We start from the raw sequence: 20,126 nt of genomic DNA, 5'->3' as shown, positions 1-20,126 counted from the left end.
CGCCCCCGGCTGAAGCCGGAAGCGGAGCAGGCGGAGCGGCCGCATGGTCAGCGGGCGCTCGTGGTGCGGATGTCGGTGACGTCGCCGAACACCGGCTCCAGCTCCACGACGAGGTGGGTCCTCACCGTCGGCGACTCCCCGCCGCCGTAGGCGTGGGTGACGACGATCTCACGGCTGTTGCCGCCTTCGCTCACCGTCCAGTCCACCGGGACGTTCTGGGCACGCAGGACACCGTCCGCCTTGTTCTTCTTCTCCCAGGCCGCCAGCCGCTTGGCGAGAGCGGGCGTCAGGTAGTGCGCGCGCAGCGCCTTGACCAGCGCGGTGTCCGGGCCCGTGGCGTCGTCCTTCGCGTCGACGTACGCGCCGTAGAAGTCGGCGACCTGCGTCACCGGGTCACCGTTGAAGCCACTGACCGACCGCACCGCTGCGGACGCCTTCGCGGATGCCCTGGCAGGGGAGGTGCCCGTGGTGCGGATGTCGGTGACGTCGCCGAACACCGGCTCCAGCTCCACGACGAGGTGGGTCCTCACCGTCGGCGACTCCCCGCCGCCGAAGGTCAGGGTGACGACGACCTCGAGACCGTTGCCGCCTTCGCTCACCGTCCACTGCACCGGGACGTTCCGGGCACGCAGGACACCGTCCGCCTTGTTCTTCTTCTCCCAGGCCGCCAGCCGCTTGGCGAAAGCGGGCGTCAGGTAGTGCGCGCGCAGCGCCTTGACCAGCGCGGTGTCCGGGCCCGTGGCGTCGTCCTTCGCGTCGACGTACGCGCCGTAGAAGTCGGCGACCTGCGTCACCGGGTCACCGTTGAAGCCACTGACCGACCGCACCGCTGCGGACGCCTTCGCGGATGCCGTGCCGGGGACGGCGGCCTGTGCCGCCATCTGCGTCGACGCACCGAGCCCGAGGGCCAGGACGAGACCGGCGGCGACGGCCGCACGGCGGCCGGGACGACGACGTGCGTGGGTGTTCCTGCTCATGTCGTGTCTTCCTTCTTGGTAAGTGGTCCGTAGGACGTCGCTCCCGGCCCGCGCCGGCTCCCCGCGCCCGAGGTCGCGGGGCGGTCGGCGCCGCAGGATCCCGACGACGGCCGAACGCCGCGCGTCGGGCGCCCGGGCACACGGATGCCCGGTACGCAGGCACAGGGCGGGAGTCGTCACCAGGCTGCTACCGGGGCCTCAAATCCCCCTGGCCGGTGCGACACCCACAGCTTCGAAGACACCGAGGACCCACCGCAACCAGCACCGCCCAACCCGCGACGACGCAACCATCCCACCCACCCTGAGCTGCGCGAACAGGCACTGCCTGAGACGCCGTCCTGGGACAGGCGAATCCTGTTGGGCCTGGGCGACGGGGAGCGGTCGCATCACGAACGTGGCGCGAGCGGCCCCGACGTTCCCTCAAGAGTCGGCGAGTACCCACTGACGGACGTTGTCGGCGTTCGTGCCGTACCAGTAGTGGGGCAGGCCCTTGATGCCGCTGGTACGGAACGGGCGGCCGTGGTCGTCGATACGGACCGTGCCGGTGCGGCCCTGGGAGGACCAGTCGAGTTCCAGGTACCAGCTGCAGTCGTAGGCCTCGGTCGTCGCGGTGACCTGCAGCACCTCCGGGTCCTCGGCGGAGACGCGGTAGGGGAACTGCACCGCGGGGAAGGGCTTCCCGCTGTCGTTGCCGGGGCGCGCGTGGGCGATCGGGCGGTTGACGTCCAGGTTCACGGAGAAGTTACGGGGCGGCAGGTCGCTGCCGCAGCCCTGGCCCATGGCGTACGCGTTGCCGGTGACCGGGGCGCCGCGGCTGACGACGCGGACCCGGAGGGCCTCCAGGACCACGGCCGTGGACGACTTGCCCTGCACCGAGATCTGCACCATCGTCTGCCGCCCGGGCACCGCCTGCTGCGTCGCCGCCCACACCTCGGCGTCCTGCTGTACCGGCGGCGGGGGCACCTGGGTCGGCTTCTTCCCGATGACGTAGTCGTGGCCGCAACCGCCGTCCCAGATCTGCGAGTCGGCGGTCCAGGCGAGCGGCACACCGGTCGGCACGGGGGCGTCGCCCTGCGCGTCCGCCGACGGTCCGCCCTTCGACTCGCGGCTCCCCGGAGCGCGTACTCCCGCGGAGGGCGAGGCCGACGAACGGCTGGGGGAGGTGCTGTTCGCAGTGGCCGAGGGGTGGTGTGAGGTACCGGTTCCTGTCGTACGGGACTGACCGTGGGCCTTGGCGGAGTTGTCGTGAGACCGGTCGGCCGACAGCGCCGACACACTGCCCAGCGTCACCAGCAGCGCGGTCGCCGCGGCGGCGACGGTGCGGCGACGGCGGTACCAGGGCCGTCCGGTCGAGGGGGCCGCATCCCACGGAGCCGACGACTCGGGACTGCCCGGTCCGGGAGCGTCGGGAGCGGGCGGCCCGGCGTCGGGTGTGTCCGTGTCGGGTGCGTCCGTGTCGGGTCGCGGTGGTGAACCGTTCGTGCCGCTCCCGTCACCGCCGATGCCGTCCGTGCCGCTCCCCGCACCGCGCGTGCCGCCACCCGCGCGCCCCGCCGTCCGGCTGTCCGGATCCGAAGCCCGCTCGGCCCCTGTCGGCTCCGGCGCTCCCTCGGCCTTGGTCGGCTCCGCCGCCCCCGCACCCGCCCTCGGCCGCTGTCGTGCCGTCACCGCGAGCAGCCACAGGCGGTGCAGTGCGAGGCGTTCCTCCGGTGTCGCCCCGCAGAAGGCGGCCAAACGCTCCACCGGGGCGTAGTCCTGCGGGACCGCCTCGCCCGCGCAGTAGCGGTGCAGCGTGGAGGTGTTCATGTTGAGACGGCGGGCCAGGGAGCCGTAGCTCCTGTCCGTGCGGTTCTTCAGCCGGCGCAGCAGCGCCGCGAACTGCTCGACGTCGTCCTCGGTCGACACCGTTCCCCGTCCTCCCCCGTGTCCCCGTATCTCAGGCGGTCCATGTACCTGCACGTCAGGTGGGGTGGGATGGTTCCACCCTCGCCGGACGAGCGTCCGGCGTTGCGCTGGGCCGCCATGGCGGCTGATGCTCTTGGTGTCGCACCGACCAGGGCCGGACCGACCAGTCGGCGACGGGCGACACATGACACCCATGCACTCATCCACGGGGGACACCCATGCCCGAACGCATCCGAGCAGGCCCGCGCCTCGCACTCGCCGTCAGGGGCGCGCCCTCGGCGCGACGCCCGCCACACCGGCGGACGTCGCGGCCAGGGCGCCGGCTTCCTCTCGGCGGCGGCCTGCGCACGGTGATCGCCCGGGGCGTCCTTGACACCCGTCGGGCGGCTTCGGGGATGCGCCGGTGAAGGCCTTCAGGAAGACGGCCGTCACAGCCGCGAACAGGCTCCACCGACCGCACGACCGGGCCGCCCTCCGTCACGGGGGTGGGGAGGGCGGCCGACCGACGACCGACAGGGTCATTCGGCGCGATTCAGCAGGACTTGGTGTCATCGATCGCGCCCCGAGCCGCAGCAGGGCGAGGGGAGTTGTTCCGTGCGGGTGAGTGCCTTCGGCATCCCGGCGCGGCCGAAATGGCCTCCGCGTGGCCTTGTTCACGGGTTCCAGCAGCAGATGTTCATGACTCCGGGGAGGCGGACGCCGTCCGGAGAAGGCGACAGCCACACGACGGTCCCGGGGCGAAGACACCGGGCCGAGAGCAACCACGTATGGACCAGAAAAGGAAGACGCACATGAACAGGAAGTACCCCACACACCGTCGTCCGGGCCGCCGCGCGGCCGTAGCCGCCGGCCTCGTTCTGGCTGTCGGGCTCGGGGTCTCGACACAGGTGCCGGCACAGGCGTCCGTCCATGCCGCCGCAAAGGCGTCCAACGCCGCATCGCAGTCGGTCAGCGGCACGCACGGCCAGGCGGTGACCAGGGTCGCCGACTTCTACGGCGCGTACATCGACGCGAAGGGCGACTACACGGACCCGGACGCCACGCTGGCCACGGCGCTCCGCAAGCACTACCTGACGCCCGACTTCGCCGTGCGGCTGGCGGCCTGGGAGAGGAGGAACGGGGCGGACGGCGTCCTGCGTGCCCAGAACGTCCCGGCGAAGTGGACGCTGACCGACAACGGAGCCATGGGTCACGCCCATGAGGTCATCGTCACCCTGACCTTCGGCAGCGGAGGGACGACGCGGAAGGTCAAGCTCTTCGTGCTGGTGGAGCGGTACAACCGCATCTCCGACATCGGCACCACGAGCAGCCGCTGACGACGGAGCCGGGGTCGCTGTATGGCAGGGGAGTACAGCGACCACCGTGCCATGGTGCGCGTCGAGCGGCTCGCAGCCCGGTCCGCTCCGTCATGGCACACTCCTGAAACGCCTACTGACAGCGCATCGGATCCGGGGGCAAACGTGATGACTCCACGTATTCGGAGAATCGCTGGACTGACCATGTTCTGTATCAGTCTGCTCTGGGCCGCCGGGGAGTCGCTCCATGGAACCGGCATGTACCGCGTCCTCTCCCTCGTGATGTTGATCATCGCCGGGATGACGCTTGTCGGCACGGCCCTCGATCGCGTCCGCCCCCGTCCGAAGCGTCGCAAAGCGCGAGAACAGCACGCCGGAAACTGAGCGAGCCGACCACCTTCGAGGAGAACGACACCTCCTGCTGCTACGCCCTCCAGGACAAGGTGTGGGTCCACGGCCCCGGCAAGGAGCCGTGGGAGGTCTACGTGGTCAAGGCCGACGCCGACACCCTCGGCAAGAGCGCCGGCCCCGACGTACGACGGCGGACAACGGCGCACGTCCGCGGACTGTCGCAGCAGGTGAGCACCCCGCCGTCCCCTGGCCGGAGAACCGGTTGTGGGTTTCCCGGTGTCCGGCACGGTCGTGCCGGGTACCGTCCGGTCGGTGAGACCGTACCCCGATGTCGATGTTCCCGACGGGCTGACGCGAAGAGCCCGATCCTTTGTCAGCGCCCACGGCGTCAAGATCGACACCAAGTCGATCGAGGAGCACAGGCAGTGGTGGCTCGAGCGGGACATACCGGCGGCCGTGATCGACCGGATGTCCGCCTACCAGCGGCGCTGGGGCGGCCTGGCCTTGCCGCCCGCACCGCAGTACGGCGGAGGTCCCAGGTACTTTCACCCCGATGCCCCTGAGGGCTCACCCTCCGAGGGGTGGTCGTTCGAGGCGGGAGATCAACGGACCGCCGTCCCCTACTCGTTCACGATCGGGCCGAACGGCGAGTTCGGCATCCACTCCGATCGGTGGACACCTCTTCATGCGACCGTCGAAGGATGGGTGGAGTCGGTCGCTCTGGCCCACCACGCGTCCCTGTGGGCGAAGCAGATCACCAGGGTCACCGGGAACGATGTCGACGGCATCGCGCTGGACACCTACGAGCCGGTGCGAGAGGTCGAGGGGATGGCGGACGGCTGGTGGCGGGGGACCGACTCGTTGGTGGCGGTCTACTCGGGGGAGGCCGAGTGCCTGTCCTTTCCCGCGGCTCGTACCGTGTTGATCTACTCCGGTCTTGACGAGTGGGGACTGCGAGGCGGCGTCAGCAGCGGTCCCGTCCGCTGATCCGCAGGGCCGCGTCGTCCACCACCTCCGGCCAGACCGTCAAGCCCTCCTGTTCGAAGGCCGCCACCAGCGCCTTCCGGACCTGCGCCGCTGCGTCCCCGGCGTGGCGTGCCCTGACGCGCTCCAGGACCCGCTCGTACACCGCCAGGTGTTCCTTGATCTGTGGCACGGCCTGCTCGTAGTCGTCCATGGGCGGACTCTCCCACGGGTGTCGGCTCGGTGTGCTGGGCCTGGTGGCGGTAGGGAATGTTGCAGAAAGTCCGGGGCGATCGGTGTGCCGCTCCCGGAAGGCTCTCCGTCCTCGATGCGGGAAGGCAAAGCGCAGGTCAGTGGCGGTGTCGTCCGGTAGTGGTGCCGGGTGGTCCCTGGTGGGCGGAGATCTGGTGGGCGGAGTGGGTGTAGACGGCCACGGTCTGCGGGGGCGGGGCAGGCGCATACTGGGGGCAATGACAAAGCCTGCTGCATCGAAGCGTCACCTGCCCACCAGTCCCTTCAAGGCCCCGGTCGCGCCCGCTCCCAAGCACTTCGCCGTGGGCGACCAGGTCACACACGACATGTACGGCCTCGGCCGAGTGATCGGCATAGAGGAAGGAATCGCAGCGCTCGTGGATTTCGGCTCGGCGCAAATGCGGATCTTGAGCCCGTACGCCAAGATGACCAAGCTGTAGAAGCGGAGAAACCGCAGAGCCTGCGGCACTCCTAGTACCCGTAGTACCCGCAGTACCCGTAGTACCCGCAAAACCGCTGTGCCCGGTTCATGGCACGCCAGGTCTCGTCAGGGACCTGTCACGCAAGGGAGTCCTCTCATCGATTCGACGTCGCTGTTCTCCGCCCTGGAAGGGCAACCCCGCTCGAGCGCTGCGGCATCGCCGCCTCCCGCGACGAACCCCTTCCAGGCCCCGGACTTCGGGGAAGACGAGTCCTTCCTGACCGAGGAGGTGGAAGGGCCTGCCTCGGGTGGTGTGCGGGTGCGCGCCCTGGGGACCACGGCGGCCTAGCCGAGGCTGTGGGCGAGCCCTCTTGTGAGTGGGGCAGAGGGAGGCCGCGGTAAGCGGCCTCCCCCTCCCGTGCGTCGGCGCGGCCGCAGTGCCTCGCGCAGCGTCGTTTGGAGGTCGGTCCGCTGCCGGCCCTCGTCGGTGATCAGGGTCGAGGACAGGCCGGGCGGGATGGGGGTGCTTCGCGGCGTGGGCGCGGGCGACCTTGACGGCCTTCGACCGTACGTGTGCACGAAGTCGCCGTCGGGGTATCCCGTGTGCCCCGCCCGCCGGCACCGGGGCGCGGTGGCGGGCGGGGCCGTGGCTCACGCGGACTTGCCGCCCGTACAGGCGGCGCCCGGCTCCGGGGTCTGCTCGCCCTGGACGTACTTGTCGAGGAACTGCCGCACCCGTGGGTCCGAGGCCGTCTCGACGCCCAGCTGGCTGCCCCAGGCGGACAGGGTGATCGGGGAGGTCTGGTCGGCGTAGGGGCTCATCAGCGTGTACGGCGTCCGCTCCACCCGGTCCTGGAGGGTGCTGACGTCGGCGTCGGCCGCCTGGTCGTTGTACGTGATCCAGACCGCGCCGTGTTCGAGGGAGTGGACGGCGTTGGTCTCGTCGATCTCCTCGGTGTAGACGTCGCCGTCGCAGTTCATCCAGACCGGGTTGTGGTCACCGCCGACGCCGGGGGACGTCTTGTAGTCGACCGGGGTGCTGACGTGGTTCTGGGTCAGGTCCTTCAAGGTCTTGACGCCCTTCACGGGCGCGGCGACCGCGGCGGCCTTGGCGTCCCGCTTCTCGCGGGCGTCCTGGACGAGGTACCAGCCGCCGCCGGCGGCCGCGGCCAGGACGACGCCGCTGAGGGTCCAGGTGATGATCCGGTTACGGCGCTCGCGGGCCGCCTCGGCCCTGCGCATCTCCTCTATCTTCGCGCGGCGGGCGGCGCGCTCTTCCTTGGCTCGGGAAGACCCCATGACATGTCCTTCTGCGGTGGGTGCGGACCTGCGCCGCGAGCGCGGGGCAGGAAGGAACGGCGGCACGGCGGATCACCGGCCGTGCGGGTGCTGTTCCTAGGTCCGCTGCACCTGCAGCTGATGGATGTCGGGGGCGCGGGCGGGCGGGCCCGGGGCTCCGCGGGAGGACGGGGAGTGCGGGGCCCTGAGCGGGGCGATCGCCTCGCCCACCGGGCGGAACGGCACCGCCACCGGTCCTGCGGTGCCCGCGACCGCCCCGCTCACGGGACGGCAGTGCGTGCCGCCCGGCCGGTGCTCCTCGTCGGGACACACGGGCGCGGCGGCCGGCCGCGCGCCCTCGTCCACGGCCCCCGCCGACACGGCCGCCGCCACCGGAGCGGCGAACGGCTCCGGGGCGCCGTGGGCGCACACGGGAAGCGCCCACAGCAGTACGGCGAGCAGCATCGCCCAGCGCAGCACGAGAACCGGGGCCGCGTGTCCCACCGCGCCCCGGGGGCCCTCCCCGCACTCGCTCATCGCGCAGATCGTAGCCAAGACGGGGGAACGGCCGGGAGCGGAAGGAGTCCGGTGAGCGTCCGCCGCTTCACCAGGAGCGGCTCCGATCCTCCGCGCCACGCCGGTCGGGGACGTCCTTACAGGGCTCGCACAGCTGTGCCGGCGCGGTCGGAGGGTTCACCCGTCGGAGTCCTCGGCCTTCTTCTCAGCGGGCGGCCGCGTCGGGTTCGTCGGCCGCCGAGGGGTGGATGTACCTGCCGCGGTGGAACGGGGTGAACCACGCGTCGAAGGGCACGGGGGCGGCACCGAGCGGGGCATCCGAGGCACCCTGTTCGCCAGGTTCGTCCTGGTCGTCGTCGTACAGGTACTCGTGGTCCATGTCCTCGTAGAGATGGTCGGTGAGCGCGTCGAGGGCGGCCGAGACGTCCTCGTCGAGGAGGTCGTGCAGCTCCAGGAGCATGGTCGTCTGGCTCAGCAGCAGACGCAGGGCGAGTTCCTCGGCGACACAGCCGAGGCGCTGGAAGCTGCCGTCGGTGAAGCGGGTGGTCAGGGCGATGACGGTGACCAGGAAGCGACGGGCGAACGGGGCGTCGTACTGGAGTGCGTAGCGGTCGGGGAGCCGTTCGAGGTGCCACAGGGGGCCCTCGCACTCCGCGACGGTGGCGTCCTCCTGGGTCAGGACCTGGACGTCCTCGAAGAGTTCGTCCACCAGGACGTCGGTGGCGTGGACGAGGGCGCCGGCGGCGAGCCTGGCGCTCTCCGGCGGGACGGCGAGCCCCTCCTCGTCGTCCAGGACGCCGAACCTGGCGGGGGGCAGGGAGCGCAGTTCGTCGGCCAGCTCCAGCATCCGGTGGCGCATGGTCGCGGATCTGCGCGCGGCGTCGAGGGCCGTGCCGCCGGCGCGGTCCGCCGGGGCCTCGGCGTGGCGGGCCTTGCGGGCGACGGGGTCGTCGGGCGGTGCGTCGGGGCCGTCGGCGGCTTCGAGGCTGGCCAGGGCGAGGTCCTGGTGGAGCTCGACCTCGCAGCGCTCGATCTCCCAGTCGGCCAGCAGCTCGGTGCGCTCCAGGAGTTCGTCGACGAGCACCCGTACCGAGTCCTCGGCGAACTCCAGGGCCGGGGCGTCCACGACGACCTTCAGCAGGGCTCCGCCGGGGTGGACGGCCACGATGGTGTCGAGGATGTCCACCTCCAGTCCGTCGGGCCCTTCGACGGCCCGTACGGAGTCGAATCCGTCCTCGATGAGCGCCACCGCGCCGGCGCGCTGAAGCGGGTCCATCTCCGGAGTGCCCTCCGGGATGCAGGTCTCCACGGTCACTACGTACGTCACGCGTCCGAGCCTTACAGCAGGAACGCTCCCGCGCGAGAGTGCGAACACATCCGCGCCATGAATTCGATCTGTCCACGGATTCTGTCCACGGACTCTGGCCACGGATTCGTCCACGGATTCCGTCCACGGACTCTGTCCACGGATCGAGTCGGGGGCCTCCGGGTCCGCCCGCGCTGTTGAACGCGAAACCGGCAGCTTGGCTACGCTGGGCAGCATGCACCCATTAAGGGCAATCCACAGGAATTCGGGCAGCGCTCGAGGAAGCCGGGGTGGCGGCTGATGGGGCGCGCCTCCCTGGCTGTCGCCGTCGCGGCCACCCTGGCCCTCGTCGGGGCCTGCGGCGGAGGCGGTGGCGGGGACGGCAAGGACGGCGACCCCACCATCGGCCTGCTGCTCCCGGGCGGCGGGGCCTCCCGCTTCGGCCAGTTCGACCGGCCCCTGATCGAGAAGGGGGTCAAGGAGCTGTGTCCGTCCTGCCCGGCGGTCCAGGTCGCCGCCACGCCCGACCCGGCGGTCCAGCGGGAGCAGCTCGAGGCCATGATCACCCGGGGGGTGGACGTGCTGATCGTGGCCGCCGTCGACCCCGAGCTGCTGCGGCCGTCGGTCGTGGCAGCGGAGCGGGCCGGCATCCCGGTGGTCGCCTACGACCGGCTCGCGCAGGGACCGATCTCCGGTTACGTCACCTTCGACGGCGCCGAGGTCGGCAGGCTCCAGGGCGAGGGGCTGCTGAAGGCGATGGGCGCGAAGGCGGACGGCGGGCAGATCGTCATGATGAACGGCGCCACGACCGACCCGAACGCCGCGTGGTTCAAGCAGGGCGCCCTCTCGGTCCTCAAGGGCAAGGTGAAGATCGGGAAGTCGTACGACACCGTCGGCTGGCGCCCGGAGAACGCCTTCGTCAACATGCGCGGCGCCATCGCCGCCCTGGGCGCCGACCGCATCGACGGCGTCCTGGCCGCCAACGACAGTCTCGCCGGCGCCGTGATCTCCGCCCTCAACGCCACCGAGGTCCGACCGCTGCCGCCGGTCACCGGGCAGGACGCCGACCTCGTGGCCGTACGGCGCATCGTCAAGGGCGACCAGTACATGACCGTGTACAAGCCGTACAGGACCGCGGCCGACGCCGCCGCACGGATGGCCGTGGCCCTGGGGCGCGGCGAGCCGGTCGGGTCCATCGCCACCTCCACCGTGGACAACGCCACCACGAAGAACGTCCCCGCGGTCCTGCTGCCGTCCGTGTCGGTGACCGTCGGCACCATCAAGGACACTCTGATAAAGGATGGTTTGTACACCGTCGATCAGATCTGTACCCCTGAGCTCCGGGCCGCCTGCGCCAAGGCGGGGCTCACCGGATGAGCCCGGGGAAGGAGGTGGGCAGTGCCGGTTCAGCCGCTGCTGGCGTTGCGCGGTGTCTCGAAGCGGTTCGCCGCCGTCCAGGCGCTGGTGGACGTCGAGCTGGAGATCGGGGCCGGGGAGGTGGTCGCTCTGATGGGCGACAACGCCGCCGGGAAGTCCACCCTGGTCAAGGTGATCTCGGGGGCCGGTCCCGCCGACCGGGGCGTGATCGAGTGGCAGGGCAGCGCCATCGCGATCAGACGTCCCCAGGACGCCCGGCTCCTCGGCATCGCGACCGTGTACCAGGACCTCGCGATGTGCGACAACCTCGATGTCGTGGCCAATCTCTTCCTCGGCCGCGAGATCCACCGGCTAGGCGTCCTGGACGAGGTGGAGATGGAGCGCCGCACCCGCGACCTGCTGCGCACCCTGTCCATCCGCATCCCCGACGTACGGGTACCGGTCGCCGCGCTGTCGGGCGGCCAGCGGCAGGTCGTCGCGATCACCCGCTCGCTCCTCGGCACGCCCAGGCTGCTGCTGCTCGACGAGCCCACCGCCTCCCTGGGCATGGAGCAGACCGGCCAGCTCCTCGACCTCATAGAGGAACTGCGCGACCGCGGCCTCGGGGTCCTGCTGATCAGCCACAACCTGGGGGACATCAAGGCCGTCGCGGACCGGGTCGCCGTCCTGCGCCTCGGCCGCAACAACGGCTTCTTCGACGTGGACACCGCCTCCCAGGAGCAGATCATCTCCTCCATCACCGGCGCGGCCGACAACGCCTCCGCGCACCGCCCGACCCGCCCCGAGGAGGCCTGGCCGTGAGGGAGCCCACCCCGGGAGGCGACGGCAGCCCACCGAACGGCGGCGCCCCCGACGGCGGCCCGGACGGCCCGGACGTCCCGGTCCGGCGACGCGGCCGCTACGGCCGGTACGGCGCCCATCTCACGTCGTACGCGCACTCCGTACGCCACCGGCTGCGCGAACGCGATCTCGGCCCTGTGCCCGTCCTGCTCGCCCTCGCCGTGACCTGGGCCGTCTTCCAGTCGCTCAACCACAACTTCCTCTCGCCGCGCAATCTGTCCATCCTCAGCGTGGACATCGTCGGCACCGGCATGGTCGCCGTCGGCATCGTCTTCGTGCTGCTGATCGGCGAGATCGATCTGTCGGTGGGCTCGCTCGCGGGCCTGGCCGGGGCCGTGTTCGCGGCGCTCAACGTGAACCTCGGCATGCCGGAGTGGCTCGCCGTGCTCATCGCGCTGGCCTGCGGCGCGGCGGCCGGAGGGCTTCAGGGGGTCTCCTTCGCCCGGATCGGCGTACCGGCGTTCGTCGTCACCCTCGCGGGCCTGCTGGCCTGGAACGGCCTGATGCTCTACCTGCTGGGCACGGAGACCTCCATCAGCTTCAGCGACGAGGGGCTGGTGGCCCAGCTGACCAGCCGCTACTTCAGCGCCGCCGCCGTCGGCTACGGCCTGGCGGCGCTCGCCACGGCCGGGTACCTCGCCTCCTGCCTGCGCGACCGCAGACGCCGGGGCGCCGCCGGGATGCCGTACCGCCCGGCGGCCGACATCTGGATCCGTACGGTCCTGCTCGCGGCGGTGACCTTCACCTCCGTCCATGTGCTGAACCGGTTCGAGGGCCTGCCGCTGGCGCTGCTGGTCTTCCTCGCGGTGGTCGTGGTCTCGGACCTCTTCCTGCGCCGCACCCCGTACGGCCGGCAGATCATGGCGCTCGGCGGCGGGGTGGAGGCGGCGCGCCGGGCCGGGGTGGACGCGACACGGGTGCGGATCGCGGTGTTCATGGTGTCGGGGACCCTGGCGGCGCTCGGCGGCCTGTTCATCGCCTCGCGGCTGACCTCGGCGAGCCAGGTGCCGGGCTCCGGGATGCTGCTGATCAACGCCATCGCCGCCGCCGTCATCGGGGGCACGAGCCTGTTCGGCGGACGGGGGTCGACCTGGTCCGCGCTGCTGGGGGTGCTGATCATCCAGTCGATCGCCTCGGGCATGGCACTGCTGGGGGTCGGCTCACCGGTCCAGTTCATGATCACGGGTGGGGTGCTCTACACGGCGGTGATGCTCGACGCCCTGACCCGCCGCTCGGCGGAGACCCACGGGCGGGCGTGAGGCCCCGGTGGCGCGGCGCGGCGGCGGCGATTTTCGGTCGATCCCGCCGGACGGGTGACCACCGCCGCCCCCACCGCCGCCGCCCGGCCTATGCTGCTTCTACTCTGCTGTAGAAGCACACGGTACGTGAAGGAGTGGACGCCACGATGGTGTTCAAACGACTGCTCGGCTCGCTCGGCGTGGGTGGCCCCACGGTCGACACAGTCCTCGATCCCGCTCCGGTCCGGCCCGGCGGGACGCTCACCGGGCAGGTCCACCTCCGGGGCGGCAACGCCGACCACGACATCGAGCACATCACCCTGGAGCTGGTGGCCCGGGTCGAGGCCGAGCACGCGGACGGCGAGAGCGAGGGGACCGTCGTCTTCGAGCGGGTCACGGTCGGCGGCGGCTTCCGGCTCGGCGAGGGCGAGCACCGCAGTGTGCCGTTCGGGCTGACCCTGCCGTGGGAGACGCCCATCACCGAGCTGTACGGGCAGGCGCTCGGCATCGTCCTCGGGGTGCGCACCGAGCTGTCGGTGGCCGGCGCCAGGGACAAGGGCGACCTCGACCGGCTCACCGTCGCTCCCCTGGCGGCTCAGGAGCACATCCTGGAGGCGCTCGGGCAGCTCGGCTTCGGCTTCAGGTCGGCGGATCTGGAGTACGGCCGGATCGGCGGCACCGGCCAGCAGCTCCCGTTCTACCAGGAGATCGAGCTGACCCCGGCCCCGCAGTACGCCCAGCAGTTCGACGAGATCGAGCTGACCTTCCTCGCGCACCCCGGCGGCCTGGAGATCGTCCTGGAGGCCGACAAGCGGGGCGGGTTCCTCTCCGAGGGCCGGGACGTGCTCACCCGGTTCACCGTCGGACATCACGACATGCGGGACTGGAACACCGAAGTCGACGGCTGGATCCGGCAGTTGGCCGAGCACCGGGCGTCGTACGGCTCGTACGGCACCTCGTACGCCCCCTCCCACGACCCGCACCCCTACGGCGGGCACGGGCACGACGGGCAGGGCGACGGGCACCGCTCCTCCGGCCCCGGTGTCGGGACCGCCGTCGCGGCGGGCGCGGCGGGGCTCGCCGTCGGTGTGGTCGGCGGTCTGGTGGCGGCCGAGGTCGTCGACGAGGTCGGGGACTTCTTCGAGGGCGACGAGGAAGAGGACTGATCCCCTGCCGGCACTCCTCTACAGGCACTCGCGGTGGGCCAGTGCCGTCTCCAGCCGGTCGTTGCAGCGGGCGGCGGAGGCGGCGAGGGTGTCCGGCCGTTCCTGATGGGCCCGCAGGGCGGCGCTCATCAGGGTCATCAGCAGGCTCACGTCCGCCTCGCACTCCAGCCGGACGGTCACCCAGTGCGAGCCCGGGACCAGCCGGATCGCGGTCGACCGCCGCAGATCACGCTCGTAGTGGCGGATCGCCCGGGCCGTGAGGTGCAGATCGACGCTGCGCTCGGTGTGGAAGTGGGCGATCTCGCCGTCGGCCGAGCCGAGTGCCCGGCCGGTACCGCAACTGGACCGGACCTCCGAGAGGTCCGGCCAACTCGCCAGCTGTGCCAGGGCATGCCAGGCCGTCGTCATGCGCCCATCATGGGGCGCTCACCGCACGGACACCAGGCTTTGAGGGAGACGTAACCGCGACGTAGCGTCCCGGCGCGGGGGCTCACCTCGGTCTGCGCCGCACCCAGTGGACGCACAGCGCCGCCAGCGCGAGGGCCAGGGCGAGGTAGAGCCCGGTCTCGGCCCACTGCAGGCGCCAGAAGTGGCCGGCGGGCTGGTAGGTGATGCTCTGCCGGTAGTGCAGATCGAGCATGGTGCCGAGGCAGTCCTGCAGAGAAGTCGGCGGGCGGCACGAGGTGACGGACGACGGCAGGGTGGTCACCGGGTGCCCGGCCGCGTCCAGGGTCTCCTGGCCGGTGATCCAGGCGCCCGGCCGGTCCAGGGCGAAGGACAGACCGTCGTCACCGAGGGACATCAGGTCCTGCATCCGTCCGTCGATCGGCACGGTCGCCCGCTCGGCGGGGGCCAGGTGCGGGCGGATCCAGAAGGGCACGGCGAGCTGGACGCCCACGTACACCCCGAGGGCGGCGGCCATGGCCGGCAGGGTGCGGCGGATCATCACACCGAGGGCGGCGCCGAGGACGAACGCGAAGAGGGCACAGCCGACCGGGACGATCCCGCGGGCGGCGAAGACCAGGGGGTGCAGCCGGGGAAGGAACGGATCGGTCCCCTCGCTGCCGCCCGCCGCCGCTGACCGGTCGATCGGGCCGGACCACCAGCTCACCGCGAGGGACGCGACCCCCGTGGCGGACATGGCGACCAGGGCGCTGAGGGAGAGCCTGGTCAGCAGCCAGCGGCCGCGGGTCACGGACTGGTTCCAGGCCAGCCGATGGGTGCCGCTCTCCAGTTCGCGGGCGATCAGCGGGGCGCCCCAGAACATGCCGACGAGGGCGGGGAGGGCGAACACGGTCACCAGTCCGCCGTAGTACAGCGTCTGCTCGGTGGAGTTGGTCCGGTCGGTCAGCCCCTCGGTGCCGTCCAGACCGGAGACATAGGGGGCGGTGAAGAGCAGGACCGTGGCGAGCAGGGCCACCACGGCACCCAGGACCGCTGCCTGCAGCCGCAGTTGACGCCAGGACAGCCAGATCATCGCAGGACCTCCAGGGTGGGGCGGGTGTCACGGACCGGGGAGCCGGGACGGGCCATGTAGGCGAGGACGATGTCCTCCAAGCCCAGCGGCGAGACCGTCCACGAAGGGTCGTGAAGCGGTCCGTCGGCACGGACGACGAGGGTGGTCTGGCGTTCTGTGTGGCTGGCGGTGATGACATGGACGTCCGACGGAAGGGTGGCCGGGTCGCGGCGCGGGCCGGTGAGCCGGCGGTGGCCGGCGAGCAGTTCGTCGAGGTCGCCGGCCACCTGCACCCGGGAGTCGACCAGGACGATCACGTGGTCGCAGGCCCGCTCGATGTCGGAGACCAGGTGCGAGGAGAGCAGGACGCTCATCCCCTGGTCGGCGACCGCCTCCATCAGGTCCTGCATGAACTCCCGCCGCGCCAGCGGATCGAGGGCGGCGACCGGTTCGTCGAGGACGAGGAGTTCGGGCCGCTTGGCGATGCCCAGGGTGAGCGCGAGCTGGGCGCGCTGGCCGCCGGAGAGCCGGCCGGCCTTCTGCCCGGGGTCGAGGCCGAGCCGTTGGATGCGCTCGTGGGCGAGCCGTTCGTCCCAGCCCGGGTTGAGGCGGGCCCCGAGGAGCAGGTGGTCGGCCACGCTCAGCCCGGCGTACACCGGGGCGTCCTGCGCGACGAACCCGACCTTCGCCAGTTGGACAGGGCCGTCGGCGGGGCGGCCGCCGCACACCTCGATGCTGCCTTCGGTCGGCGTCAGCATGCCCGTGGCGAGGTTCAACAGGGTCGACTTTCCCGCCCCGTTGGGACCGACCAGGCCGACGACGCGTCCGACCGGCACCTCCAGGTCGCAGTCGCGCAGCGCCCAGCGCCGCCGGTATCTCCTGCCCAGTCCCCGGGCCCGCAGGACGGTGTCGGCACCCGAGCCGTGCCCCACCCCGGCCGCGCCTTCCATGGCCTTCACGCGACTCCCTCCCCCGCGTTGTCACGGAACGTGCTCATGAACAGGGCCTCGATGGACTCCTCGTCGAGTCCGGCCAGCCGGGCCTTGGTCAGCCAGCGGCGCAGTTCCTGACGGAGCGGGCCGTGCGCGGCGAGCGAGGCGCCGGCCAGGGTGCGGGTCACGAACGTGCCCACGCCCGGCCGGGCGGCCACCAGCCCCTCGTGCTCCAGCTCCCGGTACGCCTTCAGCACGGTGTTGGGGTTCACCGCCATCTGCCGGGCCACTTCCTTGACCGTCGGCAGCCGGTCGCCCTCCTTCAGCAGGCCCAGCCGCAGGGCGTGCCGCACCTGCTGGACGAGCTGCTGGTAGGGCGAGAGACCGGACTGGCCGTCGAGGTGGAACTCGATCATTCGGTTCCTCCATCCACTTAGTCCATTTAGCTAGTTGGCTAGTACTTTAGCTTCCTCATACGGACAGAGGTCAACAGCGGGAGGTCGGCTGAACGGCCGAAGAGCGGTGTTCGTACTCCTGAGGGACCGATCCGATCCCCCAGTCGCGTACGGAGTCCCGATGCACCGTCACGTCCGTCGTCTCCTCGGTGTTCCGGTGTGCGCGCTCACCGCGGCGCTGCTGCTCACCGGGTGCGCCGGCGGCTCGGGGGACGGGGGCGAGGAGCGCACGGCCGCCTCGAAGAGCGCCGCGCCGACCGCCCGTCCGATGACCCTGGAGGCGCTGGGCAAGGCCGTCGGCTGTACGACGGCGCCCGAGGAGGCGGGCAAGACCCTCGACTTCCGCCAGGGCACGTGCGAGTCGGCGGACGCCGAGTTCGTCCTGCTGACCTTCGACACCGCCGAGGGCCAGCGCGGCTGGCTCGACACGGCGCAGATGTACGGCGGTGTGTACCTGGTCGGCAACCGCTGGGTGCTCTCGGCCGACCCGCGCTCGGAGATGGAGAAGCTCCGCGAGGAACTCGGCGGCACGGTCGAGGACTCCAGTGCGAACGGCCTGAACGGCGCCTCCCCTTCGGCCGGTTGAGTCAGTTCTGTCCCGCGCCCTGTCCCGCTTTCCGCCCGAAATAATCAGTTCGGGCGAATAACTGGCAAATACCGTAGCCCGGTTGCCTCCGCCCCTACTGTCCATCCAGTCGCCGCCATCACCGAACAGAGGAGGCCGACTGTGGTTCAAGTACGGGTCAACGAAGGCGTGCTGTGGGTGGAGGGAGAGGCCTACCCCCTGCGCAACATCTCCCATGTCGGCCAACGGGTGCTGGAGGTGAACCGGCGGGCGGCCTGGAAGAGGTTCATCCAGCGCTCCCTCATCTGCTTCTTCGTCGGCGGACTCATCGGGGCCGGTGCGGGCACCTACGGCCTGATCATCTGGCTCGCCGTGCAGGGTCTCCTGGTCTGGCAGCTCGTCAAGGTCCTCAACAAGCCGACCCTGTACGGCCTGGTCCTCAACACCTCCGGCACCCAGCGCGACGCCGTGTGGTCCACGGACCGGAGCGAGATCACCTACCTGGTCGGCGAGATCACCAAGGCGATCGGCCACCCGGACATCGCGCAGATCACCTACAACGTGCAGCACGCCGTGCACGGCGACATCATCAACCAGTACGGCGACAACAACGTCGGCAAGAACCAGCACAGCGGTTCCGGGAACATCGTGGGGTCGCGATGAGCGGCGACCACATCCGGCAGTACGGCTCCGGCAACCTCGGCAAGGTCGTCCACAGCGGCTCCGGGGACATCGTGACCGGCGGCAAGCACATGGGTGCGGGACCGGACGCGCGCGCGGCGGCCCTGGACACCCTGCTCACCGAGCTCCAGGCCCTGCGGCACCACCTGGACGCCGGCCGTCGCGCCGAAGTCGACGCGGCCGTACGGGAGATCGGCGCCAACCCGTCCGGCGAGGGGTTCCGGAAGGTCCTGGAGCGGATCGCCGGGATCGCCGCCGTCCTCGGCGCCGTGGGCACTCCGGTCGTCTCCGCCGTCATGGCCCTGATGGGCGCCTCGTGAAGCGCTCCGTCAGTTGTCGTCAGTTGTTGTACGACTCGTCGTACGGGTCCCGGGGCTCCGGGGTCGGTGCTGCCGCGGTGATCTTCAGGTAGGGGATGGGGCCGTTGTTGACGGGGTCCCGGGTCCGGCGGGGGGTGTAGGTGCCGGTGACGGTGAGCCAGGTGTCGGGCTGCAGGACCGGGGGGATGGCGCCGGTCAGGGCGACCTTGACGGGCTGGGCGTCCGCGGCGCAGCAGTTGAGGGCCATGCGGACCAGGTAGGGGGTGCCGTCGTGGTCGAGGGCGATGAATCCGGTGAGCCGGACGGTGCGGCCTTCGAGGGTGCGGCCGTGGTCGTACACCGCGCGGCCCGCGTAGTCGACGAGGCCGAGGGGCAATGGGTCGGTGGCCGGGAGGGCCGGGTAGGCGAGGGGTTCCTGGAGGGCCGTACCGGTGCGGGTCGCGCTGTAGGAGCCCAGGGCCGGCGGCGCGACCAGGATCAGGGCGAGAAGGGGCAGGACGAGAAGCCAGGAGATACGGGGTTCGGGGTGCGGGTCGTGCCGATGGTGTTCCTCGCTCTCCCCCTGCTCCCCCTTCGCCCCCTTCTCCCCCGTCTCCACCTTCCCCCTGCGCCACTCGTACCAGGCCGTCGCCAGCGCCGCGACGATCAGGACCGCGCCGGAGGCGAGCAGCAGCGGCTGCAGGCCCGCCTTGACGTAGCGGAGGTAGAGATCGGTGGTGCCGGCGTGCAGGAGGGCCGCGCCGAGGAGGAACAGGACGGCGGCCTGGGACTGTCGGTTCACAGCAGGACCGCTCCTGTCAGTACGGCCGAGGCGATGGCCAGGACGAAGGTCATGGGGGCGAAGCGGAAGGCGAAGGAACGGCCGAAGGTGCCCGCCTGCATCGCGAACAGCTTGAGGTCGATCATCGGGCCGACGACCAGGAACGCGAGCCGGGCCGTCAGGGAGAACTGGGTGAGGGACGCGGCCACGAAGGCGTCCGCCTCCGAGCAGATGGACAGGATCACCGCGAGCAGGGCGAGGGCCAGGACCGCGACGACCGGATTGCCGGCCGCCGTCCGCAGCCAGCTCTCCGGCGCGACCGCCTTCAGTGTGGCCGCCGCCATCGCGCCCACCACCAGGAAGCCGCCCGCGTGCATCACGTCGTGCCGCACCGAGTCCCAGAACGCGGCGCCCTTCGTCTGCCCCTCGTGATGCGCGTGCGCCGGGGGCCGCATCCAGTCCGTGCGGCCCACCCGCTGCCACAGCCAGCCCATCGCACACGCCACCAGCAGGCTCGCGGCGAAACGGGCCAGCACCATCTCGGGGTTCCGGGGGAAGGCCACGGCCGTCGCGGTCAGCACGATCGGGTTGATGGCCGGGGCGGAGAGGAGAAAGGCGAGGGCGGCGGCCGGGGTCACCCCCCGGCGGACCAGCGCCCCCGCGACCGGCACCGAGGCGCACTCGCAGCCCGGCAGGATGGCCCCCGCCATCCCGGCGACCGGCACGGCCAGCGCGGGACGGGAGGGCAGCGCACGGGCGAAGAACGACGGCGGGACGTACACCGCGATCGCCGCCGACAGCAGCACCCCCAGCACCAGGAACGGCAGGGCCTGGATCACGACCGCCACGAACACCGTCGTCCAGCTCTGCATCACCGGCGCGGACAGGGCCCGGCGGATCGGACTCTGCAGCAGCACCAGCAGAAGCAGGAGCAGGGTCAGCGCGAGGGGGGAGGTCAGCCGCCGGGGCTCCTCGGAGGGCGCGGAGGACGTCTCCCGGCGCGTTCCCTCGTCCTGCGGGGCCGCTTTGGTGATGGCCACGGATCCGGCACCTCCGCCTGTTTCTCGCATTA

Annotated in this window: 22 protein-coding genes and 1 pseudogene; 11 read left to right on the top strand and 12 right to left on the bottom strand. The window is 71.4% G+C overall.

Going from position 1 to position 20,126, the window contains the following annotated elements:
* Nucleotides 1–47: 47 nt before the first annotated feature.
* Both ACYQ8Q_RS25460 and ACYQ8Q_RS25455 read right to left on the bottom strand, forming a co-directional pair.
* Nucleotides 48–977 carry a hypothetical protein gene (locus ACYQ8Q_RS25460; RefSeq protein WP_460068071.1) on the bottom strand — a complete coding sequence of 310 codons (930 nt, stop codon included), beginning with the start codon at nucleotides 975–977 and terminating at the stop codon, nucleotides 48–50.
* A gap of 420 nt (nucleotides 978–1,397) precedes the next feature.
* Entirely contained in the window at nucleotides 1,398–2,882 is a 1,485-nt protein-coding gene (locus ACYQ8Q_RS25455) for a helix-turn-helix domain-containing protein (RefSeq protein WP_460068070.1), read from the bottom strand.
* Nucleotides 2,883–3,673: 791 nt separating this feature from the next.
* Here ACYQ8Q_RS25455 and ACYQ8Q_RS25450 point away from each other — a divergent pair.
* The 3 genes and pseudogenes from ACYQ8Q_RS25450 (at nucleotide 3,674) to ACYQ8Q_RS25440 (ending at nucleotide 5,515) form a co-directional block, all read left to right on the top strand.
* Complete coding sequence (locus ACYQ8Q_RS25450; RefSeq protein ID WP_460068068.1) at nucleotides 3,674–4,198, top strand: hypothetical protein; 525 nt, start codon at nucleotides 3,674–3,676, stop codon at nucleotides 4,196–4,198.
* A 371-nt stretch (nucleotides 4,199–4,569) separates the two neighbouring features.
* Nucleotides 4,570–4,710, top strand: a pseudogene (locus ACYQ8Q_RS25445) (ArsI/CadI family heavy metal resistance metalloenzyme); the annotation flags it as partial.
* A 130-nt stretch (nucleotides 4,711–4,840) separates the two neighbouring features.
* A complete protein-coding gene (locus tag ACYQ8Q_RS25440) occupies nucleotides 4,841–5,515 on the top strand; it encodes a hypothetical protein (protein WP_460068067.1) in 675 nt (224 codons plus the stop codon).
* Here the strand turns inward: ACYQ8Q_RS25440 and ACYQ8Q_RS25435 are convergent.
* Complete coding sequence (locus ACYQ8Q_RS25435) at nucleotides 5,493–5,705, bottom strand: hypothetical protein (protein ID WP_460068066.1); 213 nt, start codon at nucleotides 5,703–5,705, stop codon at nucleotides 5,493–5,495. The genes ACYQ8Q_RS25440 and ACYQ8Q_RS25435 overlap by 23 nt on opposite strands.
* Nucleotides 5,706–5,961: 256 nt before the next feature.
* Between ACYQ8Q_RS25435 and ACYQ8Q_RS25430 the strand changes: the two genes are divergently transcribed.
* Entirely contained in the window at nucleotides 5,962–6,183 is a 222-nt protein-coding gene (locus ACYQ8Q_RS25430) for a hypothetical protein (protein WP_055634515.1), read from the top strand.
* Nucleotides 6,184–6,815: 632 nt separating this feature from the next.
* Here ACYQ8Q_RS25430 and ACYQ8Q_RS25425 read toward each other — a convergent pair.
* From ACYQ8Q_RS25425 to ACYQ8Q_RS25415, 3 genes are all read right to left on the bottom strand, one after another.
* Nucleotides 6,816–7,463: a DUF3105 domain-containing protein gene (locus ACYQ8Q_RS25425; protein WP_460068065.1), complete on the bottom strand. Its 648-nt coding sequence runs from the start codon at nucleotides 7,461–7,463 to the stop codon at nucleotides 6,816–6,818.
* 96 nt (nucleotides 7,464–7,559) lie between these two features.
* Nucleotides 7,560–7,979, bottom strand: coding sequence for a hypothetical protein (locus ACYQ8Q_RS25420; RefSeq protein WP_460068063.1), 420 nt, complete (start codon nucleotides 7,977–7,979; stop codon nucleotides 7,560–7,562).
* A 184-nt stretch (nucleotides 7,980–8,163) separates the two neighbouring features.
* A complete protein-coding gene (locus tag ACYQ8Q_RS25415) occupies nucleotides 8,164–9,285 on the bottom strand; it encodes a hypothetical protein (RefSeq protein WP_460068062.1) in 1,122 nt (373 codons plus the stop codon).
* Between the two features lie 279 nt (nucleotides 9,286–9,564).
* Between ACYQ8Q_RS25415 and ACYQ8Q_RS25410 the strand changes: the two genes are divergently transcribed.
* The 4 genes from ACYQ8Q_RS25410 (at nucleotide 9,565) to ACYQ8Q_RS25395 (ending at nucleotide 13,885) form a co-directional block, all read left to right on the top strand.
* The gene (locus tag ACYQ8Q_RS25410) at nucleotides 9,565–10,641 is read left to right on the top strand and encodes a sugar ABC transporter substrate-binding protein (RefSeq protein ID WP_460068060.1); all 1,077 of its coding nucleotides are present in this window, start codon (nucleotides 9,565–9,567) and stop codon (nucleotides 10,639–10,641) included.
* A 21-nt stretch (nucleotides 10,642–10,662) separates the two neighbouring features.
* A complete protein-coding gene (locus tag ACYQ8Q_RS25405; RefSeq protein WP_460068058.1) occupies nucleotides 10,663–11,442 on the top strand; it encodes an ATP-binding cassette domain-containing protein in 780 nt (259 codons plus the stop codon).
* Entirely contained in the window at nucleotides 11,433–12,740 is a 1,308-nt protein-coding gene (locus ACYQ8Q_RS25400) for a sugar ABC transporter permease (protein WP_460073485.1), read from the top strand. The genes ACYQ8Q_RS25405 and ACYQ8Q_RS25400 overlap by 10 nt, the downstream gene beginning before the upstream one ends.
* A 146-nt stretch (nucleotides 12,741–12,886) precedes the next feature.
* On the top strand, nucleotides 12,887–13,885 hold the full coding sequence (locus tag ACYQ8Q_RS25395) for a sporulation protein (RefSeq protein WP_460068057.1): 999 nt from the start codon (nucleotides 12,887–12,889) through the stop codon (nucleotides 13,883–13,885).
* Between the two features lie 18 nt (nucleotides 13,886–13,903).
* Here ACYQ8Q_RS25395 and ACYQ8Q_RS25390 read toward each other — a convergent pair whose 3' ends face one another.
* The 4 genes from ACYQ8Q_RS25390 to ACYQ8Q_RS25375 all read right to left on the bottom strand — a co-directional run bounded on the left by ACYQ8Q_RS25390 (nucleotide 13,904) and on the right by ACYQ8Q_RS25375 (nucleotide 16,689).
* Nucleotides 13,904–14,293: a luciferase domain-containing protein gene (locus ACYQ8Q_RS25390; RefSeq protein ID WP_460068055.1), complete on the bottom strand. Its 390-nt coding sequence runs from the start codon at nucleotides 14,291–14,293 to the stop codon at nucleotides 13,904–13,906.
* An 82-nt stretch (nucleotides 14,294–14,375) separates the two neighbouring features.
* Nucleotides 14,376–15,362: an ABC transporter permease subunit gene (locus tag ACYQ8Q_RS25385; RefSeq protein ID WP_460068054.1), complete on the bottom strand. Its 987-nt coding sequence runs from the start codon at nucleotides 15,360–15,362 to the stop codon at nucleotides 14,376–14,378.
* Entirely contained in the window at nucleotides 15,359–16,291 is a 933-nt protein-coding gene (locus tag ACYQ8Q_RS25380; RefSeq protein WP_460073483.1) for an ABC transporter ATP-binding protein, read from the bottom strand. The genes ACYQ8Q_RS25385 and ACYQ8Q_RS25380 overlap by 4 nt, the downstream gene beginning before the upstream one ends.
* A gap of 5 nt (nucleotides 16,292–16,296) precedes the next feature.
* Nucleotides 16,297–16,689: a GntR family transcriptional regulator gene (locus ACYQ8Q_RS25375; protein ID WP_460068053.1), complete on the bottom strand. Its 393-nt coding sequence runs from the start codon at nucleotides 16,687–16,689 to the stop codon at nucleotides 16,297–16,299.
* A gap of 160 nt (nucleotides 16,690–16,849) precedes the next feature.
* Here ACYQ8Q_RS25375 and ACYQ8Q_RS25370 point away from each other — a divergent pair, with 160 nt between their 5' ends.
* From ACYQ8Q_RS25370 to ACYQ8Q_RS25360, 3 genes are all read left to right on the top strand, one after another.
* Nucleotides 16,850–17,314: a hypothetical protein gene (locus ACYQ8Q_RS25370; protein ID WP_460068052.1), complete on the top strand. Its 465-nt coding sequence runs from the start codon at nucleotides 16,850–16,852 to the stop codon at nucleotides 17,312–17,314.
* 141 nt (nucleotides 17,315–17,455) lie between these two features.
* Nucleotides 17,456–17,956 (top strand): DUF6232 family protein, encoded by a 501-nt coding sequence (locus ACYQ8Q_RS25365; protein ID WP_460068051.1) that lies wholly within the window; start codon nucleotides 17,456–17,458, stop codon nucleotides 17,954–17,956.
* Nucleotides 17,953–18,294: a hypothetical protein gene (locus ACYQ8Q_RS25360; RefSeq protein ID WP_460068050.1), complete on the top strand. Its 342-nt coding sequence runs from the start codon at nucleotides 17,953–17,955 to the stop codon at nucleotides 18,292–18,294. Before ACYQ8Q_RS25365 ends, ACYQ8Q_RS25360 begins: the two co-directional genes overlap by 4 nt.
* 19 nt (nucleotides 18,295–18,313) lie before the next feature.
* On the opposite strand, the gene ACYQ8Q_RS25355 is transcribed toward ACYQ8Q_RS25360, so the two are convergent.
* Nucleotides 18,314–19,075 (bottom strand): TIGR03943 family putative permease subunit, encoded by a 762-nt coding sequence (locus ACYQ8Q_RS25355; RefSeq protein ID WP_460068049.1) that lies wholly within the window; start codon nucleotides 19,073–19,075, stop codon nucleotides 18,314–18,316.
* Nucleotides 19,072–20,094, bottom strand: coding sequence for a permease (locus ACYQ8Q_RS25350; protein ID WP_460068048.1), 1,023 nt, complete (start codon nucleotides 20,092–20,094; stop codon nucleotides 19,072–19,074). Before ACYQ8Q_RS25350 ends, ACYQ8Q_RS25355 begins: the two co-directional genes overlap by 4 nt.
* Nucleotides 20,095–20,126: the final 32 nt, after the last annotated feature.

Source organism: Streptomyces sp. YKOK-I1, assembly GCF_054660435.1.
Note: the sequence above shows the minus strand (reverse complement) of the source record. Positions and strands in the feature narration are given on the sequence as shown.